The following is a 20,880-nucleotide window of genomic DNA, read 5'->3' as shown; positions in this document are numbered from 1 at the left end:
TCACTCCACAACGATCGGGCGTGCGACGCCCGATGAAAAAAGACGGCGGTGCTGCTGCACCGGCATGCGTTGGCGAATGGCCGCCTGCTCGGCGCCATCGCGTGAAGCCAGCAAGGCGGCTTCGCCCTGATCCTGCTCGACCAGCACGCCCCCCCAGGGGTCGATGATGGCCGAATGACCGAACGTCCAGCGTGGCCCGGGGTGTTCCCCGCCCTGGCCAGCCGCCAGCAGGTAGCACTGGGTCTCGATGGCGCGGGCACGGGTCAGCACCTGCCAGTGGGCCGCGCCGGTCACCGCGGTGAATGCCGCCGGCACGCTGATCAGCTCGGCTCCGGCTTCACGCAGTGCGCCATACAGCTCGGGGAAACGCAGGTCATAGCATACCGTCAGCCCGAGCCGACCGACCGGCGTGTCGACCACCACCACCTGCTCGCCATGGGCGAAATCGTCCGATTCGCGATAGCGACCACGATTGTCCGCCACGTCGACATCGAACAGGTGCAGCTTGTCATAGCGTGCGGCGCGCTCACCCTGTTCATCGACCAGCAACGAACAGGCCCGTGGCTTGCCGTCGCGGTCGTCATCCGGTGGCAACGGCAGCGTACCGGCCACTATCCATAAGCTGAGGTCACGGGCGGTCTGTTTCAACCAGGGCAGAATCGGTCCCTCGCCCATGGCCTCGGCACGCCCGATGGCGGCCAGGTCGCGCCGGCCCATGGCCGCGAAGTTTTCCGGCAGCACGGCAAGGCGCGCACCACCTTGTGCGGCACGCTCCAGCAAACGCCTAGCCTGCGCGAGGTTGGCCCGCACTTCTGCCTGGCTGACCATCTGTATCACGGCAAGATTCATGGCTGCGCTCATTGCCTCCGGTGCTGACAGCGTACGCCAAGGCGGCGCTTCATTGCGGTTTTTCGAAGGGTTTGTCGAAGCTGATCTTGGGATCCTGCAGCGGGCCGTCGACGTCGTACTGCACGCTGGCGAAACGCGCCACCTTGTCGCCCAGCAGCTTGTCCACCACGAACAGTGCACCGCCGATGGCCGGCGCACCGACGATCAACGCCGCCAGCGGCAGGTTGTTGGTCACCGGCAGGGTCACCAGCAATTTGGCGTCGATGCGCTCGTTGCGCATGTCCAGGTTGCCATTGAGTTCCAGGTTGCTCGAGGGCCCTGTCAGGGTGATGGGCTCCTGCGTGACGAACAGGCCATTGGTCGCCTGCAGGTTGCCCTTGACCCGGTCGTAGCTGAGGCCCTTGCCCAGCAGGTCGGAGAAATCCAGACGCAGGCGGCGGCCGATCGAATTGAAGTTGAGCAAGCCGAACACCCGCAAGGCCTGCGCCGAACCCTGCACCTCGACGAACTGGCCGCTGCGCAGCGACGGGTCGAGGTTGCCGGAGAAGCGCTTGAGGGAGAACCACGCCGGCGAGCCCGGCCAGTTGCCATCGGCATCCACCCGGAAACTCTCGCTGGTGACGCTCGGCGCGAAATCCCAGGCCTTGAGCACCTTGCCAAGGTCATCGCCGTGCAGGCGCCCCTTGTACCAGCTCTGGAGGTTGCCTGGCGTGCCACGCCAGCCGGCGCTGCCACCGATCTTCAGCCCGCGCAGGTCGAGGTCGAGATCGTCGAAGCGAACCCCCTGCGCCTCAGGCCGCACCTTCAGCGACCAGGCCCCCAGCACCTTGTCCCCCCGCTGTACGCGGTCGATCCTGATATCCAGCGCCGGAATCTGCCGGGGGTCGACGCCCGCCAGAGGGTCCGGGGCGTCGTCGGTTGTCAGCGTATCGACGGCTGGGGCTGGCAGGCTCACATGCTGCAAGTCGACCTGGATGGGTACGCCCTCGGCGTCCGCCAGCACCACCCGTCCGCTCGCCAATGCGCTGTCGAGCTGCAGCGCCCAGCCCTGAGATTCTCGCTCGAGACCGACGGCGAGCTGCTCGACTTCCTGGCCGAAGCCCTTGAAACGGCCGATATCCAGCTGGGCGCTGCGGAACAGGCGCTGGCTGTCAGCGTCCACCTTCAGCGGGTGATCCGCGATGAACTGTTTCCAGGCATCCAGGTCCAGCTCGGCCAGGCGACCACGCACACGCAGGCCCTGGCTGGTGGGCAGCCGGGCGGGCTCCCCGCCCAGCATCAGCTCGCCACGTCCCTCGGCCAGTGCCGTCGGCGGCGCTGCCAGGTTCAGGCTGGCCAGCCCACGATAGTCGGCCCAGTAGCGGCGCTCCTTGCCGGACAGCGTCATGCGCCAGTCGGCATAGGCCTCTTGCTCGGCGCCCTTGCCGAAGGGCGCGGGCAGCGCCACATTCACCCCGAGCAGGTTGGAATCGACGCGCAGCTGGCTGTCGTCGCCATCCAGCGTCAGGCGCAGGCGATAGGGCAGCAGGCCGCTGACAGGCAGTGCCTGCGGACCATTCAACCATTTGTTGAGGGTGTCGACCTGCACCTGCCCGCGCAGATCGAACAGGGTTCTGGCCTGACCGCGCGTGCCCTCGGCGCTGATCTTGCCGCGCACCTGGCGCCCGAACACCTCGCCACGCACGTCGGGCGAGCTGAGGCCCGCCGCACTGTCGAAACGAAACGCGCCCTTCACCTTGCTCAGCTGCAGGTCCGGGTTGGGCAGCTTGAGACGCGCGCCTTCGGTGGCGAAGTCCACCACCACGACCGGGGCATCCCCCTTGTGCAACGGGATATCCAGCTTCAGGCGTCCGGCCAGCGGCCCCTCGCCCTGCCAGCCGGCGAAGATCTGCGAGGTGCCCAGAGGCGCTTCCTGCAGCAGCTTGATGGCATCGCTCAGGCTGCTCTGCACGTCGCCTTCGAGGTACAGGTGCGGCGCCTTGCCGTCATGCCGCAGCGGGATATTGGCGGCCACGTCCGCGACCTGACTGTCGAGCAGGCGCCCCTGCTGCAGGCGCACCCGCACGGCATCGTCCTCGATCAGCACTTCGCCTGCGCCGTCACGCAGCGATGGCCAGCCAGGCTGGAAAGCCAGCTCGGCATCCCTGACCTTGAAGAACAGGCTGAGGCTGCGCGCCGCCAGCGGTGCACCCTTGTGCAGCGAGCCCTGATACTGGAAGTAGCCCTCCTCGACGTGGCCGGCACGGATCGCCGTCTTCAGCCAATGATCGAGTTCCGGGCTCATGCCCGGCGAGAGACTCGGCAGGTACTTCTCGGTGAAGGCCGCATCGCCGTCGCGCAAACCGACACGCAGGTCCATGTAGTCCTCGGCCTCGGGATCGCTCAGCAGGCGGATCAGCATGTCACCCGCAACCTGCCCTTCCTCGCCGTCGACACGCATGTAGGGGCTGTACAGGGTCAGGCCGGCTTCGCTCCAGTCCCAGCTCAGGCGGGCCTGGGCATGGCGATAGCGCCAGGGTTTGGGAAACAGTTCATTCAGGTGCAGGGCAAAGTTCTCGCTGTTCAGGCGCAACTCGCCTTTGAACAGGTTGCCAGAGACGCTGCCGCTGACATTTTCGGCAGCCGGCGCGCCGTGGTAGGCCTGGACGCCCACCTGCTGCAGATTGGCAGCGAAGCGCAGGCGCTCCGCACCTTGGTGCTGCGGGTAGTAGTCGAGCAACAGGTTGTTGACCACGCCGACGGGCGCCAGCGCGACCAGGGCGTCGTGGGCCGCGTCGGGCATGGGCGCCAGCGCCTGCACCAGCGGCGCCCAGGCCGCCAGGTCGAGACGGTCAGCCGTCAGCGCCCAGCGCTCGTCGGTCTCGCCGCCATCGAGTTGTTTCAGGTTCAGGTGCAACTCGCCGATGCGCTGCTCGCCATGGGTCATGGCCAGGGAGTCGATCTGCCCGCGCATGCCCTGCTCGTCGTGTTCGAAGAAGGCGTTGAAGGCCAGGTCCTTGAGGGTCACGGCTTCACGCTTGACCCGACCGCCCAGCAGCTCGGGCGCATGCAGGCGCAGCGCAGCTTTATCAAGGGCCAGGCCGCGCCCTTGCAGCCAGAGCTCGCCACCGGCCTGCAGACGCTGCACCTGCCAGTCGCCCAGCAGCGACTTGGGCAACCACGTTGCCCAGTCGCTCTGCGGCAGGCTCAGGTAGAGCTCGGACTCCGTCTCGCGCCAGGTCTCGGGCTGCATGCGCGTGCGCAGCCGCAGGGCAACCGGCTGGCCGTCGGGGAGCAGCAGGCGCCCGTCGAGGCGCTGCCGGCTGCTGCCGTAGCTCAGGCTCAGATTGACGTAGCTGAGCAGCAACGGTTCCTGATCGAGCGGCTGCAGCACCACGCGACTGTCGAACAGGCTGACCCGCCGCACCGCCTGCAACTGTCGCAACAGCTGCTCGACATCCATCTGCCGCTCGCCGCGCTGTGGCCAACCCTGCAGATGCCAGCGCCCCTCGCCGTCCTGCTGCAGGTTCAGCTGCAAACCGTCGAATTGCAGGTGGGCGATGCGGGGCTGGCGTGCCAGCAGGCTGGCCAGCACATCGGGCACCAGTTGTACGCGCTCCAGGCTCAGCCCGTCGTCCTCTGCGCCCAGGCGCACGTCGTGCGCCAGCAGCACCGGGGAGAACCCCTGCCAGCGCCCTTCGAGCCGGCCGATACGCACGGGCACGCCCAGCTGCGCGCTGGCCTTGTCCTCCAGTTCGAGGCGGTACTCGGCCACCAGCGGCACCAGCTCGCGCCCCAGGCTGACGTACAGCGCCGCCAGCACCAGCAGCGCGGCAAGGACACCCAGCCCCCAGCGCAGCAAGGTGGTGAACAGGCGCACCAGGCCGTTCACCTCAGCGCTCGCGGCGCTCAGAGCAGCACCACATCGTACTGTTCCTGGGAATACATGGTTTCCACCTGGAACTTGATGGTGCGGCCGATGAAGGCTTCGAGATCGGCGACGTTGCCCGACTCTTCATCGAGCAGGCGGTCGACGACCTTCTGGTTCGCCAGCACCCGGTAGCTTTCCGCCTGGTAGGCCCGCGCCTCGCGCAGGATCTCGCGGAAGATCTCGTAGCAGATGGTCTCGGGAGTCTTCAACTTGCCGCGCCCCTGGCAGGCGCTGCACGGCTCGCAGAGAATCTGCTCGAGGCTCTCGCGGGTACGCTTGCGGGTCATCTGCACCAGGCCCAGCTCGGTGATGCCGATGATGTTGGTCTTGGCGTGATCGCGCTCCAGCTGCTTCTCCAGGGTGCGCAGCACCTGGCGCTGGTGCTCCTCGTCCTCCATGTCGATGAAGTCGATGATGATGATCCCGCCCAGGTTGCGCAGGCGCAGCTGGCGGGCGATGGCCGTGGCCGCTTCCAGGTTGGTCTTGAAGATGGTCTCTTCGAGGGTGCGATGGCCGACGAAGGCGCCGGTATTGACGTCGATGGTGCTCATCGCCTCGGCGGGGTCGACCACCAGATAGCCGCCGGACTTCAGCGGCACCTTGCGCTCGAGCGCCCGCTGGATCTCGTCTTCGACGCCATACAGGTCGAAGATCGGCCGCTCGCCGGGGTAATGCTCCAGGCGGTCGGCGATCTCCGGCATCAGCTCGGCGACGAACTGAGTGATCTTCTGGAAGGTCTCGCGCGAGTCCACGCGAATCTTCTCGGTACGCGGGCTGACCAGGTCGCGCAGCGTGCGCAGTGCCAGCGACAGGTCCTCGTAGATCACCGAAGGCGCCTTGGCGGTCTGCACCTGCGCGGAAATCTGATCCCACAGGCGCCGCAGGTAGCGGATGTCGATGAGAATCTCGTCGGCACCGGCCCCCTCGGCAGCCGTGCGCAGAATGAAGCCACCGGCCTCCTCGATTCCCTCGGCGGCCACGCAGTCGGCCACCACCTGCTTGAGACGGTCGCGCTCGGCTTCGTCCTCGATCTTCAGGGAAATGCCGACGTGGCTGGTGCGCGGCATGTACACCAGGTAGCGCGACGGAATCGACAGCTGGGTGGTCAGGCGCGCGCCCTTGCTGCCGATCGGGTCCTTGGTCACCTGCACCACCAGGCTCTGGCCTTCGTGCACCAGCGCGCTGATCGGCTCGATCGCGGCGCCCTCGCGGGTGGAGATCTCCGAGGCATGGATGAACGCGGCACGTTCCAGGCCGATGTCGACGAAGGCCGCCTGCATGCCGGGCAGCACGCGCACCACCTTGCCCTTGTAGATGTTGCCGACGATGCCACGCTTCTGCGTACGCTCGACGTGCACTTCCTGCAGCACACCGTTTTCCACTACGGCCACACGCGATTCCATCGGCGTGATGTTGATCAGAATCTCTTCGCTCATGCATCCATCCTGGTGATCATGCCGGCCGGACCATAACGCCGCCCCGCGGACTCAAGCTTTCGGGAATCGCTGGAAACGCCCCGCGTTTCTAGACGCCCCCTTGCGCCGGCAACTGCCAGCAGGCAATACCGAACTGGCCAAGCATCTCGGCAGTTTCGCACAGCGGCAGCCCCACCACCGCCGAATAACTGCCCTGCATATGGTTGACGAACACCGCCGCCAGCCCCTGGATACCATAACTGCCGGCCTTGTCGCAGGGCTCGCCACTGGCCCAGTAGGCCTCGATCTCCGCCTCACCGAGGGTGCGGAAACTCACCTCGCTGGTCACCACCCGGGACGACTCCCGCCCGGCGCCCACCAGGGCGACTGCGGTCATGACCTGATGGCTGCGACCGGACAAACTCAAGAGCATCTCGCGGGACTCGACGAAGTCGGCCGGCTTGCCGAGAATGCGCCCATCCAGCACCACCGCCGTATCGGCCCCCAGGACCACGGCATCGGCCCGCTCGCCCAGGGCACGCAGCCCCGCACGCGCCTTTTCCAGCGCCAGGCGCTCTACATAGACTGCAGCAGGCTCGGCTGGCAACGGGGTTTCATCTATCGAGGCGATTTGCGTGACACATGGCACAGCGATCTGGGCCAGCAGTTCACGCCGACGGGGCGAAGCGGAGGCCAGGAACAGCTCGGCCATGCGGGTATCTCCGTTGGCGAACCGCGACCAGCCGTGCGGCGGGCCGCGCTCAGTTGACGTTGAGGCGCAGGTGCAGACCACGCAGGATGGCGCAGATCCACGGCCAGAGCAGGGCACTGACCAGCGCCGGCAGGATGAAGGCCAGGGTCGGCGGCCGACTGCCGGTCAGCGCATTGAGCCACAGCTGAACCAGCTGGGCCAGACCGAACACCACCATCAGCACCATGCTCTGCTGCCACATGGGGAACATGCGCAGACGCTGGTGCAGGCTCAGCACCAGGAAGGTGATCAACGTCAGGATCAGCGCGTTCTGCCCCAGCAACGTGCCGAACAGCACGTCCTGCGCCAGGCCCAGAACCCAGGCGGTGGTCATGCCGACACGGTGCGGCAGGGCCAGCACCCAGTAGGTCAGCACCAGCGCGACCCACAGCGGGCGGCCGATCTGCATGAACTCGGGCAACGGCGAAACACTGAGTAACAAACCCAGCGCGAGGCTGAGCCAGATCACCCAGCCATTGCGAGGCTGCACGCCAACCATCAGTTCGTCTCCTCTGCACCAGCGTCCGCAGCCGGCGCCTGCCCGTCCGCGGGTGCCTGCTCGCCCTGTCGCGCCTGCTCGGCCTCACGGTCGGCGGCTTCCTGCGCCACGGCAGAGTCGTTGGCGCGCTGTTCGGGGGTACGCCGGTCGGAAAACACCAGCAGCAGATAGCGGCTGCGATTGAGCGCCGCAGTGGGCACCGCGCGAACGATAGCGAACGGCTGGCCGGAGTCATGGATCACTTCCTTGACCGTGGCCACCGGATAGCCCGCCGGGAAGCGCTGGCCCATGCCGGAGCTGACCAGCAGATCGCCTTCCTTGATGTCCGCGGTATCCGCCACGTGGCGCAGCTCCAGGCGTTCGGGGTTGCCGGTGCCTACGGCAATGGCGCGCAGGCCGTTGCGATTGACCTGCACCGGGATGCTGTGGGTGTTGTCGGTGAGCAGCAGCACCCGCGAGGTGTAGGGCATGATCTCGACCACCTGGCCCATCAGGCCACGGGCATCGAGCACCGGCTGGCCGAGAAACACGCCGTCCTTCTCGCCCTTGTCGATGAGAATGCGGTGGGTATAGGGGTTGGGATCGACGCCGATCAGCTCGCTGACCAGTACTTCGTCATCCACCAGTGCAGCGGAGTTGAGCAATTCGCGCAGGCGCACGTTCTGCTCGGTGAGGGCCGCCAGCTTCTGCAGGCGGCGCTGCAGCAGCAGGGCCTCGGCCTTGAGCTTCTCGTTCTCGGCCATCAACTCGCTGCGCGAGGAAATCTGCTGGGTCGCGCCATCCCAGGCCCGCACCGGCAGATCCGCCAGCCAGTAGAACGGCGTGAGCACCAGGCCCATCTGACTGCGCACCGGCTTGAGCGCCTCGAAGCGGGCATCCACCACCATCAGCGCAGCCGACAGCACCGCCAGCACCAGCAGGCGGATGCCCAGCGAAGGACCTTTGGCGAAGAGCGGCTTAATGACCTGCTCCTTGTGCGCCACGAGGGCGGAAAGCGCGCGAATTCATGCGAAGGGCAAACCGATCTGGCGAAGGTTGAGGCGAGTGTACTGCAATGCTCGAATATGCGCGTGCCGCCCGGAGGCGGCACGACAGTGAGCCCCACGGCAAGCGCTTACTCGGTGGAGAGCAGGTCCATGGCGTGGCGATCCATCATTTCCAGCGCCTTGCCGCCGCCACGGGCGACGCAGGTCAGCGGGTCTTCGGCCACGATCACCGGCAGGCCGGTTTCCTGGCTCAGCAGCTTGTCCAGGTCGCGCAGCAGTGCGCCACCACCGGTCAGCACCAGGCCGCGCTCGGCGATGTCCGAGGCCAGCTCGGGCGGCGATTGCTCCAGCGCGCTCTTCACCGCCTGGACGATGGTCGCCAGGGATTCCTGCAGCGCCTCGAGCACTTCGTTGGAGTTCAGGGTGAAGCTGCGCGGTACACCCTCGGCCAGGTTACGACCGCGAACGTCGACTTCGCGAATCTCGCCGCCCGGGTAGGCGGTACCGATTTCCTGCTTGATGCGCTCGGCGGTGCCCTCACCGATCAGCGAGCCGTAGTTGCGGCGCACGTAGGTGATGATGGCTTCGTCGAAGCGGTCGCCGCCGACGCGGACGGACTCGGCGTAGACCACTCCGTTGAGGGAGATCAGGGCGATCTCGGTGGTGCCGCCGCCGATATCTACGACCATCGAGCCACGGGCTTCCTCTACCGGCAGGCCGGCACCGATGGCGGCGGCCATCGGCTCTTCGATCAGGAACACTTCACGGGCACCGGCGCCCAGGGCCGATTCACGGATGGCACGGCGCTCGACCTGGGTCGACTTGCACGGCACGCAGATCAGCACGCGCGGCGACGGCTGCAGGAAGCTGTTCTCGTGCACCTTGTTGATGAAGTACTGCAGCATCTTCTCGCAGACGCTGAAGTCGGCAATCACGCCATCCTTCATCGGCCGGATGGCGGAGATGTTGCCAGGCGTACGGCCGAGCATGCGCTTGGCCTCGGTGCCGACGGCCACGACACTCTTCTGGTTGCCGTGGGTGCGGATGGCGACCACGGACGGTTCATTCAGGACAATACCGCGCTCGCGCACATAAATAAGGGTATTGGCAGTTCCCAGGTCGATAGACAGATCACTGGAAAACATGCCACGCAGTTTCTTGAACATTAGGAAGGGACCCTAGGCAACGCGTGGGTAAAAAAGTGCGGCAAACTCTAACAACGGCAGGGATTTTGAGCAAGGCGGCAATATGGTAGATTGCCTGTTTTTCCGGGCCTTGTAGCTGCACATCGCGGCCTTTGACCGCCGGCTCGCGACATCCGTTCCCTACAGGCGATGCGGGATGCCCGAGCGCAGCAATTGGCAGACACCCGCCCCGTCACACTTCCACTGGAGACCCCCCAATGGCGCTTGAACGCTCCGAGGTGGAAAAAATCGCCCACCTGGCCCGCCTGGGCCTGAATGACGGCGATATTCCGCAAACCACCGAGACCCTGAACAACATCCTCGGCCTGATCGACCAGATGCAGGCCGTCGACACCCAGGGCATCGAACCCCTGGCCCACCCGCTGGAAGCCACCCAGCGCCTGCGCGCCGACGTGGCCACCGAGGGCAACCAGCGCGACGCCTACCAGGCCATCGCCCCGGCCGTGGAAAGCGGCCTGTACCTCGTGCCGAAAGTCATCGAATAAGGAAAGGGCTGACATGCATCAACTGACCCTGGCCGAGATCGCCAAGGGCCTCGAGGCCAAGCAATTCTCCGCCGAAGAACTGACCCGCAGCCTGCTGGCGCGCATCGAGCAGCTCGATCCGCAGCTCAACAGCTTCATCACCGTCACGCCCGAACAGGCGGTCGCCCAGGCCCAGGCCGCCGACGCCCGCCGTGCCGCTGGCGAGAACGGCGCCCTGCTCGGTGCGCCGATCGCGCACAAGGACCTGTTCTGCACCGAAGGCGTGCTGACCACCTGTGCCTCGAAGATCCTCACCGGCTTCAAGGCGCCGTACAACGCCACCGTGGTCGAGAAACTGGCCGCCGCCGGCACTGTGACCCTCGGCAAGCTGAACATGGACGAATTCGCCATGGGTTCGGCCAACGAATCCAGCCACTACGGCGCGGTGAAGAACCCCTGGGACACCAGCCGTGTACCGGGCGGTTCCTCGGGCGGTTCGGCTGCAGCAGTGGCCGCGCGCCTGCTGCCGGCCGCCACCGGCACCGACACTGGCGGCTCGATCCGCCAGCCAGCAGCGCTGACCAACCTCACCGGGATCAAGCCGACCTACGGCCGCGTCTCGCGCTGGGGCATGATCGCCTACGCCTCCAGCCTCGACCAGGGCGGCCCGCTGGCCCGCACCGCAGAAGACTGCGCGCTGCTGCTCGGCGCCATGGCCGGCTTCGATGCCAAGGACTCCACCTCGGTCGAGCAGCCGGTGGACGACTACCTGGCCGCCCTCGCCCAGCCGCTGGCCGGCCTGCGCATCGGCCTGCCGAAGGAATACTTCGGCGCCGGCCTCGACGCCCGTATCGGCGAGAAGGTGCTGGCCGTGGTCGAAGAGCTGAAAAAGCTCGGCGCCACCGTCAAGGACATCAGCCTGCCCAACCTGCAGCATGCGATCCCGGCCTACTACGTGATCGCCCCGGCGGAAGCCAGCTCCAACCTGTCGCGCTTCGACGGCGTGCGCTTCGGCTACCGGTGCGAGAATCCGGTCAACCTCGAAGACCTGTACAAGCGTTCGCGTGGTGAAGGCTTCGGTGCGGAAGTGAAACGCCGCATCATGGTCGGCACCTACGCCCTGTCGGCCGGCTACTACGACGCCTACTACATCAAGGCGCAGCAGATCCGCCGCCTGATCAAGAACGACTTCGTCGCTGCCTTCAATGACGTCGACGTGATCCTCGGCCCGACCACGCCGAACCTGGCATGGAAACTCGGCGAAAAAGGTGGCGACCCGGTGTCGGCCTACCTCGAGGACATCTACACCATCACCGCCAACCTCGCCGGCATCCCCGGCCTGTCGATGCCAGCCGGCTTCGTCGATGGCCTGCCGGTGGGCGTACAGCTGCTCGGCAACTACTTCCAGGAAGGTCGCCTGCTCAACATCGCGCATCAGTACCAGCAGGTGACTGACTGGCATCAACAGGCTCCGAGCGGCTTCTAGGCCATGGCGCAGCCATGCAGCCTTTTCCCCTCTCCCATTCATGGGAGAGGGTGGCGCGCAGCGCCGGGAGAGGGATGGATGACGCCACACAGGATTGAGGAACACTAAAGATGCAATGGGAAACAGTGATCGGGCTGGAGATTCACGCTCAGCTCAGCACCCAATCGAAGATCTTCTCGGCCAGCGCCACCACTTTCGGCGCCGAGCCCAACACCCAGGCCAGCCTGGTCGACCTCGGCATGCCCGGCACCCTGCCGGTGCTCAATGCCGAAGCCGTGCGCATGGCCTGCATGTTCGGCCTGGCGATCGACGCCGAGATCGGCGAGCGTAACGTCTTCGCGCGCAAGAACTACTTCTACCCGGACCTGCCCAAGGGCTACCAGACCAGCCAGATGGATCACCCCATCGTCGGCAAGGGCCACCTGGACATCACCCTCGAAGACGGCACCGTCAAGCGCATCGGCATCACCCGCGCGCACCTGGAAGAAGACGCCGGCAAGAGCCTGCACGAAGACTTCCACGGCATGAGCGGCATCGACCTCAACCGTGCCGGTACGCCGCTGCTGGAGATCGTCTCCGAGCCGGACATCCGTTCGGCCAAGGAAGCAGTCGCCTATGTGAAGTCGATTCACGCCCTGGTGCGCTACCTCGGCATCTGCGACGGCAACATGGCCGAAGGCTCGCTGCGTTGCGACTGCAACGTGTCGGTCCGCCCGAAAGGCCAGGAAGCCTTCGGCACCCGCGCCGAGATCAAGAACGTCAACTCCTTCCGCTTCATCGAGAAGGCCATCAACCACGAGATTCAGCGGCAGATCGAGCTGATCGAGGACGGTGGCAAGGTGGTACAGGAAACCCGCCTGTACGACCCGAACAAGGACGAGACGCGCTCCATGCGCGGCAAGGAAGAAGCCAACGACTACCGTTACTTCCCCTGCCCCGACCTGCTGCCGGTGGTCATCGAGCGCAGCTTCCTCGACGACCTGCGCAGCCAGCTGCCGGAACTGCCGGTGCAGAAGCGCGAGCGCTTCGAGAGCCAGTTCGCTCTGTCCGCCTACGACGCCAGCGTGCTGAGCGCCAGCCGCGAGCTGGCCGACTACTTCGAAGCGGTCGAGAAGACCTGCTCCGATGCCAAGCTGTCGGCCAACTGGGTGATGGGCGAGCTGTCCAGCCTGCTGAACAAGGAAGGCCTGGAGATCGAGCAGTCGCCGGTGTCCGCCGAGCAACTGGGCGGCATGATCCTGCGCATCAAGGACAACACCATCAGCGGCAAGATCGCCAAGATGGTCTTCGAAGCCCTGGCCGCCGGTGAAGGTGCCAGCGCCGACGAGGTGATCGAGAAGAAGGGCCTCAAGCAGGTCACCGACTCCGGCGCCATCGAGGCGATGCTCGACGAAGTGCTGGCGGCCAACGCCGAGCAGCTCGAGCAGTACCGCGCAGCGGACGAAGCCAAACGCGGCAAGATGTTCGGCTTCTTCGTCGGCCAGGCCATGAAGGCCTCGAAAGGCAAGGCCAACCCGGGGCAGGTGAACGAACTGCTGAAGAAAAAGCTCGAAGGTTGAGCCTCGACCCACCGAAACGACGCCGGGCTTGCCCGGCGTCTTTCTATCTGGAGATACCGCGATGATGACCCGTAGCCCGGATGCAATCCGGGAGCCCGCAACGTCTAGGATTGCATCCGGGCTACAGACCTGCGCCTTGCTCGGCGCGCTGGTCCTGCTCGGCGGCTGCTCCACCTTCGGCGGTAGCGGCGGCAGCGAAACCGGCAAGGCCTCCTATTATGGCCAGGCGCACCATGGCAAGCGCACCGCCAGTGGCGAGCGCTTCGACCAGCACGCCCTGACCGCCGCGCATCGCACCCTGCCCTTCGGCACACGGGTACGCGTCACCAACCTGAACAACGAGCGCAGCGTGGTGGTGCGCATCAACGACCGCGGCCCGTTCGTGCGCGGGCGCATCATCGACCTCTCCCGCGCCGCCGCCGAGCGCCTGGACATGCTGCGTGCAGGCGTGGTGCCGGTTCGGGTTCAAGCGCTGGACTGACGAACAATTGGCAACAAATACCTTGCGTAATCTCTGGCGGCCACGGACGCCATCGCTACACTAGCCGCACTTTTTCGGAGCCTCTCTGTAATGACCCTGATGACTTTCGTCTACCTGATCGCCGGCCTGGTGTTGCTGGTCGCCGGCGCAGAAGTGCTGGTACGCGGCGCCGCCAAACTGGCCGCGCAGTTCGGCATTCCCCCGCTGGTGATCGGCCTGACCGTGGTGGCCTTCGGCACCAGCGCCCCGGAGACGGCGGTCAGCGTGCAATCGGCCTTCAACGGCAGTGGCGACCTGGCAATCGGCAACGTGATCGGCAGCAACATCGCCAACGTCCTGCTGATCCTCGGCGTCACCGCACTGGTGGCCCCGCTGATCGTTTCGCGCCAGCTGATCCGCCTGGACGTGCCGATCATGATCGGCGCCAGCCTGGTGGTCTACGCACTTGCCTGGGACGGCCAGCTGAGCCGTCTCGATGGCGCCCTGCTGTTCGCGGGCGTGATCACCTACACCGTCTTCCTGATCTACAGCAGCCGCAAGGACAAGGGCGGCGAAGACGATGAGTTCGCCAAGGAATTCGGCCTCGACGAGCCGGCCAAGCCCTACGCCTGGGCCGTCAACCTCGGCCTGCTGCTCGCCGGCCTGGCGCTGCTGGTGGGCGGCTCCAACCTGCTGGTCGACGGTGCCGTACAACTGGCCCGCGCCCTGGGCCTGTCGGAGCTGGTGATCGGTCTGACCGTGATCGCCATCGGCACCTCGCTGCCGGAACTGGCCACCTCGATCATCGCCGCCTTCAAGGGTGAGCGCGACATCGCCGTCGGCAACATCGTCGGCAGCAACATCTTCAACCTGCTGTGCGTCCTGGGCCTCGCCTCGCTGGTCTCGCCGAACGCCATCCCGGTGGCCGCCAACGCGCTGGCCTTCGACTTCCCGGTGATGATCGCCGTGGCCTTCGCCTGCCTGCCGATCTTCTTCAGCGGCTATCGCATCAACCGCTGGGAAGGCTTGCTGTTCGTCGCCTACTACGTGGCCTACACCCTCTATGTGGTGCTGTTCGCCACCGGCCGGCCATTCGCCCAGAGTTTCGGTGACGCAATGATCGGCTATGCGCTGCCACTGACCGCCATTACCCTGGTGATCATCGCCGGGCGTGCCTGGCACAAGCAACGCGGCCAGGAGATCTGAACATGAGCGAGAACCACGAGCGCGGCCTGCAGGTACGCCGCGAAGTCATGGGCGAGGCGTTCGTCGAGCGCGCCCTGGGCAATGCCACCGAGTTCAGCCAACCCCTGCAGGACTTCGTCAACGAACACGCCTGGGGCGGCGTGTGGACGCGCAGCGGCCTGCCACGCGCGACCCGCAGCCTGATCACCCTGGCCGCGCTGACCGCACTGAAGTGCCCGCAGGAGCTCAAGGGGCACGTGCGCGGCGCGCTGAACAACGGCTGCACCGTCGAGGAAATCCGCGAAACCCTGCTGCACTGTGCGGTCTATGCCGGCGTGCCGGCGAGCATCGATGCCTTCCGCGCAGCCCAGGAAGTGATCGACGACTACCAGCGCAACGCCTCGTAGGAGCCGCCTTGCCGGTACTCCATCGAGCGCCGGCCACGACCGGCTAGACCCAGCCCCCCCACTGCAACAGCAGCAGACCGAAGTTGGTGGTCAGCACCGCCGCCAGGGTGGTGATGACGATGATCGCCGCTGCCAGTTCATGGTTGGCACCGACGGCCCGGGCCATGACGAAACTGGCCGCAGCCGTCGGGCTGGCGAAGTAGAGAAAGAGAATCGCCAGGTCCGCATCGCGAAAACCCAGCAGCCAGGCGCCGGCGGTGCTCAACAATGGCAGCCAGACCATCTTCATCAGGCTCGAACCGATGGCCGTGCCGCTGCTGCGCTGCAGCGAGGCCAGGCTCAGCGTGCCACCGATGCAGATCAGCGCCAGCGGCAGCGTCATCTGCGCGAAATACTCCGCCGAGGTGAGCAGCCACTGCGGCAGGGCGATCTTCCAGTAGGCGAAAGGCACGGCCAGCAGTACGCCGATGATCATCGGGTTGCTGACGATGCTGCGGGCGATGGCCCGCATGCCGGTTTTCGCCCCCGGGCTGTAGATGGCCAGCACGACGGCCGAGAGCGCGTTGTAGCAGAGGATCACCAGCGCGGCGAGCACCGAACCGAGGGACAGCCCGTAATCGCCATACATGCTGGTGGCCAGCGCCAGCCCGACGATACCGTTGTTACCGCGAAAGGCACCCTGGGTGTAGACGCCACGGTCCACGAACGGCACGCGCCAGACGGCCCAGCCCCAGGCCAGGAAGAAGCTGGCCACCGTGGCCAGCACGTAGTAGGTCAGCAGCCCCGGCTGCATCGCCGCATCCAGATCGGCCTTGATCACCCCGAGAAACAGCAGGGTCGGCATGGTGCCGCGAAACACCAGGCTCGAGGCGGTATCGATGAAGGCGCCGTCGATCCAGCGCACGCGCTTGAGCGCCACACCGAGAAACAGCATGGCGAACACCGGGGCGGTGACAGCGAGGGTTTGTGCAGCGACGGCGAGCATGAAGGCACCGATGCAGTTGTACGACAACGCATGTTAGCCGGCTAATGTTTATGCTGCTACCGGTAAATCGGGTGGCCACCTGCGGCGGCCATGAAGCGAGGCCCGGAACCGTTCCGGGCCAATGGCCTCAGCGGCGTACCGGGCGCTTCTGCAACTTGCGCTGCAAGGTACGACGGTGCATGCCCAGCGCGCGGGCCGTGGCGGAGATGTTGCCCTCATGCTCGGCCAGCACACGCTGGATGTGCTCCCACTGCAGGCGGTCGACCGACATCGGGTTTTCCGGCACCAGGCTGTCCAGGTCGGCATGCTCGGAGAGCAGGGCGGTCAGCACGTCGTCGGCATCGGCCGGTTTGCACAGGTAGTTGGCGGCGCCACGCTTGATCGCCTCGACGGCGGTGGCGATGCTGGAGTAACCGGTGAGCAGCACCACGCGCATCTCGGCATCCAGCTCCAGCAGCTTGGGCAGCAGGACCAGGCCGGAATCGCCTTCCATCTTCAGGTCGACCACCGCGTAGTCGGGCAGGTCTTCCTTGGCCATCGCCAGGCCTTCCTCGGCGCTGGACGCGGTGGACACACGCAGGCCTCGGCGGCTCATCGCGCGCGCCATCACACGGGTGAACGTCGGGTCGTCGTCGACCAGCAGCAGATGGGGCTGCTCTTCACCTTCGAACAGGGATTCTTCGCTCATGCAGGTTTTCCTTGTCAGGCCACGCCATAGGCTCGCGGCAACTTCAATTCGGTGAGGGTGCCGCCATCCTCATGGTTATACAACTTAACCGTACCACCGGCACGGGTCACGCTGGCCTGGCTGAGGAACAGACCGAGCCCGAAACCCTTGCCCTTGGTGGTGAAGAACGGCCGCCCCAGCTGTTCGGCAATGGCCAGCGGGACGCCGGCGCCATGGTCGCGGATGCTCAGGCGCAACCACTGGTGATCCCAGTCCAGACGGATATCGAGCTTGTCCGGGCAGGCATCGGCGGCGTTGTTCAGCAGGTTGAGCAGCGCCTGGGTAAGGTCGGCCGGCGGCATGATGCGCGGCGCCGTGCCACGCCCCAGGCACTGGTAGCGGTAGCTGGCCTCGGGGCGCATCAGGTGCCAGCGATTGAGGGTGGTTTCCAGCCACTCCACGCAGGACTGCTCCACCACCGCCTGGCGCCGGTCGTTCTCGGCCGCCCGCACCAGTTGCTGCAGGGTGTACTTGCACAGCTTGACCTGCTCCTGCAGCAGGGCCAGGTCGTCCTGCAGGGCGGGCTTGTCGCGGTGTTCCTGGCGCAGCTCCTTGAGCAGCACGCTCATGGTGGCCAGCGGCGTACCCAGTTCATGGGCGGCGCCCGCAGCCTGGGTGGCCACAGCCAGCAGCTGCTGGTCGCGCAGGCTCTCCTCACGGCGCTCGGCACGCAGCTCGTCCTGGCGCCGCAGTTCCTCGGCCATCTTGGCGACGAAGAAGGTGATCAGCGCGGCAGCCAGGGCGAAGCTCAGCCACATGCCGTAGACCAGCAGGCTCTCGCGCGCAGCCGGCAGTTCCAGCGGGTGCGTCCACACCAGCAACAGGGTGTAGCCCGCCAGCGCCATCCCTGCCAGCACGATGGTGAACAGCCAGGGCAAGGTGGCCGCAGCGATGGTCAGCGGCACCAGGTAATAGGAGACGAAGGGGTTGGTCGAACCACCCGAGTAATACAGCAGCACGCTGTGGATGATCAGGTCGCAGCCGAGCTGCACGGCGTACTCGACCTCGGTGACCGGCCAGGGGCCGCGCAGGCGTAATGCCGTGCCCACGCAGAGCAGCAGGGAAATGCCGAGGGTGATCGACAATTCGCACCAGGGCAGCGCCAGCACGCCCGACTTGTACGCGAGCCCGACGGAACCGGCCTGAGCGGCGAGCACGAGAATACGAATGAGGGTCAGGCGCCAGAGATTCTGGCGGCTGGCGGACAACAACTGCACGGGTTCGAGCATGGCGACTCCAGTCAATGGGGCGAGTATAACCAAGCCTGGCGCGGCCTTCCGCCGCTGCGGCAACCGGACGCACGCCTGTTCGGCGCGGCTGTGCGGCCTGAAAAAAAAACCTGAACCGGGTTTAACCCGAATGGTCATCTGTCTTCGTCTAACCTCGGGAAACGGCCATCAAGGCCACTGAAAAAGGAACTGCACATGCTCACCATGCCCCGTATCGCCTCCGCCATCGCCCTGACCATCGCCGGCCTGGCCAGCAGCGGCCTGCTGGCCGACGAAGCGCGCTACAACCAGATTGCCCTGCGTGCCGAGGTGAACCAGGAAGTCGCTCATGACCTGATGCACGTCACCCTGTACACCGAGTCGCAGAATGCCGACCCGGCCAAACTGGCGGCGGAGATCACCAACACCCTGAACAAGACCCTGGAGCAGGTGCGTCAGGTCAAAGGCGTCTCGGTCAAGCTGGGCAGCCGCCACAGCTACCCGGTCTATGACGACAAGGGCCAGAAGATCACCGCCTGGCGCGAGCGCGCCGAAGTGCGCATGGAGAGCGCCGACTTCGCCCGCCTGTCCTCGCTGACCGGCGAGCTGCTGCAGTCGATGAAGATGGGCGGCATGGACTTCAGCATCGCCACCGATACCCGCAAGACACGCGAGGACGCCATGCTCAAGGACGCCGTGGATGCCTTCAAGGCCCGCGCCCAGCTGGCCACCCAGGCACTCGGCGGCAAGGGCTACAAGCTGGTCAGCCTGAGCCTGAACACCGGTGGTTTCCAGCCGCCGATGGCCATGCGCGGCTTCGAGGCGAAGAGCATGGCGATGATGGATTCCGCCCCCACTCCGCAGATAGAAGCCGGCACCAGCCAGGTGACCGTGAGCGCCGATGGCGTCATCGAAGTGCAGATGCCCTGACCCGCGCCCCGCGACAAAGCAGCGTCGTTGTCGAAAGATAACGGCGTTTTGCTATCTCTTCCCGACAAAAGTTCATAAATGCGACAGCGAGTTACACCCGTGTAGCGCTAACCCTTTTTACGCCACTTGCGCACTTGCCTCAGGCACACGCCCTGCATAGCTTGCCAGGAGGCCCCCACAAGGGGCTCCTCAAAAACAAGCAAAACAACGATGAGGTCATGATGCGCAAGAACGCCGTTATCCAGGCTTTGCTTACCGCTGGGCTGATCGCCAGCGCCCCCCTCGCCAGCGCCGCCAACCTGGTTTTCTGTTCCGAAGGCAGCCCCGCCGGATTCGACCCGGGCCTGTACACCACCGGCACCGACTTCGATGCCGCTGCGGAAACCATCTTCAACCGTCTGACCCAGTTCGAGCGTGGCGGCACCAAGGTCGAGCCCGGCCTGGCCGAGAGCTGGACGGTCTCCGACGACGGCCTGGTCTACACCTTCAAGCTGCGTCCCGGGGTGAAGTTCCACACCACCGACTACTTCAAGCCCAGCCGTGAGTTCAACGCCAACGACGTGCTGTTCACCTTCGAACGCATGCTCGACAAGGACCACCCCTTCCGCAAGGCGTACCCCACCGAGTTTCCCTACTTCACCGACATGGGCATGGACAGCAACATCGCCAAGCTGGAGAAGATCGATGACATGACGGTGCGCTTCACCCTCAACCAGGTCGACGCCGCGTTCGTGCAGAACCTGGCGATGAGCTTCGCCTCGATCCAGTCCGCCGAATACGCCGACCAGCTGCTCAAGGCCGGCAAGGCCTCCGACATCAACCAGAAGCCGATCGGCACCGGCCCCTTCGTGTTCAGCCGCTACCAGAAGGACGCGGTGATCCGCTACAAGGGCAACAAGGACTACTGGAAGCCCGACGACGTGAAGATCGACAACCTGATCTTCGCCATCAACACCGACTCCTCGGTGCGCATGCAGAAGCTCAAGGCCGGCGAATGCCACGTCACCCTGTTCCCGCGTCCGGCGGACATCGAGTCGCTGCAGAAGGACCCCAACCTGCAGATGCCCGAGCAGGCGGGCTTCAACGTCGGCTATATCGCCTACAACGTCACCCACCCGCCGTTCGACAAGCTGGAAGTACGCCAGGCGCTGGACATGGCGGTGAACAAGCAGGCGATCCTCGACGCCGTCTACCAGAAGGCCGGACAGCTGGCCGTCAATGGCATGCCGCCGACCCAGTGGTCGTATAACGAGGACATCAAGGACCCGGCCTTCGACCCCGAGAAAGCCAAGGCGCTGCTCAAGGCCGCGGGCGTCAAGGAAGGCACCGAGATCACCCTGTGGGCCATGCCGGTGCAGCGCCCGTACAACCCCAATGCCAAGCAGATCGCCGAGATGCTGCAGGCCGACTGGGCCAAGATCGGCATCAAGGCGCGCATCGTCAGCTACGAGTGGGGTGAGTACCTCAAGCGTGCCAAGGGCGGCGAACATGACGCCATGCTGATCGGCTGGAGCGGCGACAACGGCGACCCGGACAACTGGCTGGGCACCCTCTATGGCTGCGATGCGGTCGACGGCAACAACTTCTCCAAGTGGTGCTTCGAGGACTACGACAAGCTGGTCAAGGCAGCCAAGCGCACCACCGATGTGGCCGAGCGCACCGAGCTGTACAAGCAGGCCCAGGTGATCCTCAAACGCGAAGTGCCGATCACCCCGCTGGCGCACTCCACCGTGTACCAGCCGATGCGCAAGGAAGTGCACGACTTCCGCATCAGTCCGTTCGCGCTCAACTCCTTCTATGGTGTAAGCATCGACAAGTGATGCATGCGGCGCCCGCAAGGGCGCCGTTCAAGGA

Annotated in this window: 18 protein-coding genes; 8 read left to right on the top strand and 10 right to left on the bottom strand. The window is 65.6% G+C overall.

The window, feature by feature from the left end; all coding sequences use genetic code 11:
- The 7 genes from EWH21_RS05535 to mreB all read right to left on the bottom strand — a co-directional run bounded on the left by EWH21_RS05535 (position 1) and on the right by mreB (position 9,576).
- The gene (locus tag EWH21_RS05535; protein WP_277700001.1) at positions 1-849 is read right to left on the bottom strand and encodes a carbon-nitrogen hydrolase family protein; all 849 of its coding nucleotides are present in this window, start codon (positions 847-849) and stop codon (positions 1-3) included.
- Between the two features lie 49 nt (positions 850-898).
- A complete protein-coding gene (locus EWH21_RS05530; RefSeq protein WP_277700000.1) occupies positions 899-4,720 on the bottom strand; it encodes a YhdP family protein in 3,822 nt (1,273 codons plus the stop codon).
- A 17-nt stretch (positions 4,721-4,737) separates the two neighbouring features.
- Entirely contained in the window at positions 4,738-6,195 is a 1,458-nt protein-coding gene (gene rng, locus EWH21_RS05525; protein WP_037046445.1) for a ribonuclease G, read from the bottom strand.
- Positions 6,196-6,283: 88 nt separating this feature from the next.
- Positions 6,284-6,886, bottom strand: coding sequence for a Maf family protein (locus EWH21_RS05520; RefSeq protein ID WP_277699999.1), 603 nt, complete (start codon positions 6,884-6,886; stop codon positions 6,284-6,286).
- Between the two features lie 49 nt (positions 6,887-6,935).
- A complete protein-coding gene (mreD, locus tag EWH21_RS05515) occupies positions 6,936-7,424 on the bottom strand; it encodes a rod shape-determining protein MreD (RefSeq protein WP_037046434.1) in 489 nt (162 codons plus the stop codon).
- Positions 7,424-8,386, bottom strand: coding sequence for a rod shape-determining protein MreC (gene mreC, locus EWH21_RS05510; RefSeq protein ID WP_167519240.1), 963 nt, complete (start codon positions 8,384-8,386; stop codon positions 7,424-7,426). Before mreC ends, mreD begins: the two co-directional genes overlap by 1 nt.
- 152 nt (positions 8,387-8,538) lie before the next feature.
- Complete coding sequence (mreB, locus tag EWH21_RS05505) at positions 8,539-9,576, bottom strand: rod shape-determining protein MreB (protein WP_013714086.1); 1,038 nt, start codon at positions 9,574-9,576, stop codon at positions 8,539-8,541.
- 236 nt (positions 9,577-9,812) lie between these two features.
- Here mreB and gatC point away from each other — a divergent pair, with 236 nt between their 5' ends.
- The 6 genes from gatC to EWH21_RS05475 all read left to right on the top strand — a co-directional run bounded on the left by gatC (position 9,813) and on the right by EWH21_RS05475 (position 15,176).
- A complete protein-coding gene (gene gatC / locus EWH21_RS05500; protein ID WP_037046429.1) occupies positions 9,813-10,100 on the top strand; it encodes an Asp-tRNA(Asn)/Glu-tRNA(Gln) amidotransferase subunit GatC in 288 nt (95 codons plus the stop codon).
- A gap of 13 nt (positions 10,101-10,113) precedes the next feature.
- On the top strand, positions 10,114-11,565 hold the full coding sequence (gatA, locus tag EWH21_RS05495) for an Asp-tRNA(Asn)/Glu-tRNA(Gln) amidotransferase subunit GatA (protein WP_277699998.1): 1,452 nt from the start codon (positions 10,114-10,116) through the stop codon (positions 11,563-11,565).
- 110 nt (positions 11,566-11,675) lie between these two features.
- Positions 11,676-13,124, top strand: coding sequence for an Asp-tRNA(Asn)/Glu-tRNA(Gln) amidotransferase subunit GatB (gene gatB / locus EWH21_RS05490; RefSeq protein ID WP_277699997.1), 1,449 nt, complete (start codon positions 11,676-11,678; stop codon positions 13,122-13,124).
- A gap of 61 nt (positions 13,125-13,185) precedes the next feature.
- Positions 13,186-13,605, top strand: coding sequence for a septal ring lytic transglycosylase RlpA family protein (locus tag EWH21_RS05485; RefSeq protein ID WP_277699996.1), 420 nt, complete (start codon positions 13,186-13,188; stop codon positions 13,603-13,605).
- 90 nt (positions 13,606-13,695) lie between these two features.
- Entirely contained in the window at positions 13,696-14,790 is a 1,095-nt protein-coding gene (locus tag EWH21_RS05480) for a calcium/sodium antiporter (protein WP_037046411.1), read from the top strand.
- Between the two features lie 2 nt (positions 14,791-14,792).
- Positions 14,793-15,176 (top strand): carboxymuconolactone decarboxylase family protein, encoded by a 384-nt coding sequence (locus EWH21_RS05475; RefSeq protein WP_037046408.1) that lies wholly within the window; start codon positions 14,793-14,795, stop codon positions 15,174-15,176.
- A 43-nt stretch (positions 15,177-15,219) separates the two neighbouring features.
- On the opposite strand, the gene EWH21_RS05470 is transcribed toward EWH21_RS05475, so the two are convergent.
- The 3 genes from EWH21_RS05470 to EWH21_RS05460 form a co-directional block, all read right to left on the bottom strand.
- A complete protein-coding gene (locus EWH21_RS05470; protein ID WP_277699995.1) occupies positions 15,220-16,161 on the bottom strand; it encodes an AEC family transporter in 942 nt (313 codons plus the stop codon).
- A 127-nt stretch (positions 16,162-16,288) separates the two neighbouring features.
- On the bottom strand, positions 16,289-16,849 hold the full coding sequence (locus EWH21_RS05465; protein ID WP_047587309.1) for a response regulator transcription factor: 561 nt from the start codon (positions 16,847-16,849) through the stop codon (positions 16,289-16,291).
- 14 nt (positions 16,850-16,863) lie between these two features.
- Positions 16,864-18,117 carry an ATP-binding protein gene (locus tag EWH21_RS05460; protein WP_037046403.1) on the bottom strand — a complete coding sequence of 418 codons (1,254 nt, stop codon included), beginning with the start codon at positions 18,115-18,117 and terminating at the stop codon, positions 16,864-16,866.
- A 195-nt stretch (positions 18,118-18,312) separates the two neighbouring features.
- On the opposite strand from EWH21_RS05460, the gene EWH21_RS05455 reads away from it, so the two are divergent.
- Both EWH21_RS05455 and EWH21_RS05450 read left to right on the top strand, forming a co-directional pair.
- Positions 18,313-19,026 carry an SIMPL domain-containing protein gene (locus tag EWH21_RS05455; RefSeq protein WP_152487918.1) on the top strand — a complete coding sequence of 238 codons (714 nt, stop codon included), beginning with the start codon at positions 18,313-18,315 and terminating at the stop codon, positions 19,024-19,026.
- Between the two features lie 221 nt (positions 19,027-19,247).
- A complete protein-coding gene (locus tag EWH21_RS05450) occupies positions 19,248-20,846 on the top strand; it encodes an ABC transporter substrate-binding protein (RefSeq protein WP_047587324.1) in 1,599 nt (532 codons plus the stop codon).
- Positions 20,847-20,880 lie beyond the last annotated feature (34 nt).

Origin of the sequence: Pseudomonas sp. REST10 (assembly GCF_029542605.1) — a bacterium.
GTDB classification, from domain to species: Bacteria; Pseudomonadota; Gammaproteobacteria; order Pseudomonadales; family Pseudomonadaceae; genus Aquipseudomonas; species Aquipseudomonas khazarica.
Note: the sequence above shows the minus strand (reverse complement) of the source record. Positions and strands in the feature narration are given on the sequence as shown.